The organism is Nocardia amamiensis NBRC 102102 (assembly GCF_001612745.1).
GTDB lineage: Bacteria > Actinomycetota > Actinomycetes > Mycobacteriales > Mycobacteriaceae > Nocardia > Nocardia amamiensis.
Window position 1 is genome coordinate 1 of sequence record NZ_BDBA01000458.1, and the last position, 863, is coordinate 863.

1 protein-coding gene is annotated in these 863 nt (G+C 66.9%); it reads left to right on the forward strand.

Annotated elements, in window-relative coordinates; all coding sequences use genetic code 11:
* Positions 1 to 53: 53 nt before the first annotated feature.
* A protein-coding gene (locus NA4_RS39950; protein ID WP_373862881.1) for an IS5 family transposase occupies positions 54 to 863 on the forward strand; the annotation gives its coding sequence in 2 pieces (ribosomal slippage) (positions 54 to 410 and positions 413 to 863; 808 coding nt annotated over the 2 pieces). This gene is flagged as partial in the annotation.

The window sequence follows — 863 nt, forward strand, 5'->3', positions numbered from 1 at the left end:
TTGTGGGCCGTTTCGGGTGTGTCGGAATTGGTTGTGTCGCATGATGTTCGGTCGTGATCGACGAGTTGTCCAAGCGGTTGGTGCCGGACGAGTTGTGGGAGTTGGTGGAGCCGCTGTTGCCGGAGTTCAGCCCTCGTGCGCAGGGTGGAGGCACCGCGCCGGTCGATCAGCGGGCGGTGTTCACGGCGGTGGTGTATGTGCTGGCCAGCGGGTGTGCGTGGCGGATGTTGCCGCCGTCGTTCGGCGTCTCGGTGCCGACGGCGCATCGCCGGTTCACGGTCTGGACCGAGGCCGGCCTCTGGCGGCGGTTACACCGGGCTGTGCTCGATGAGCTGGGTAGCCAAGGCTTGATCGACTGGTCGCGGGCGGTGATCGACGCGGCGTCGGTGCGAGCGAAAAAAGGGGCCCTTCGACCGGGCCGAGCCCGGTCGACCGCGGCAAGACGGGCTCGAAGATCCATGTGTTGTCCGACCGCTGCGGAATCCCGCTGTCGGTAGGCGTTTCGGCGGCCAACACTAACGATGCCGAAGCGCTGAAACCGCTCGTGCAAGCCATACCCGCGATCCGATCCCGCCGCGGGCCGCGCCGATGCAAACCCGGCAAGCTGCACGCCGACAAGGCCTACGACACCGCAGAACTGCGGCGATGGGTACGCGCCCGCGGCATCACCGTCCGGATCGCCCGCAAGGGCATCGAATCCTCGCAGCGCCTCGGCCGCCACCGCTGGGTCATCGAGCGCACCATCTCGTGGCTGACCGGCTACCACCGGCTCAACATCCGCTACGACCGCAAGGCCACCCACTTCCTCGCCTTCCTCACCCTCGCGGCGGCACTGACCTGCTACAAGAAACTGGCGAAATCAG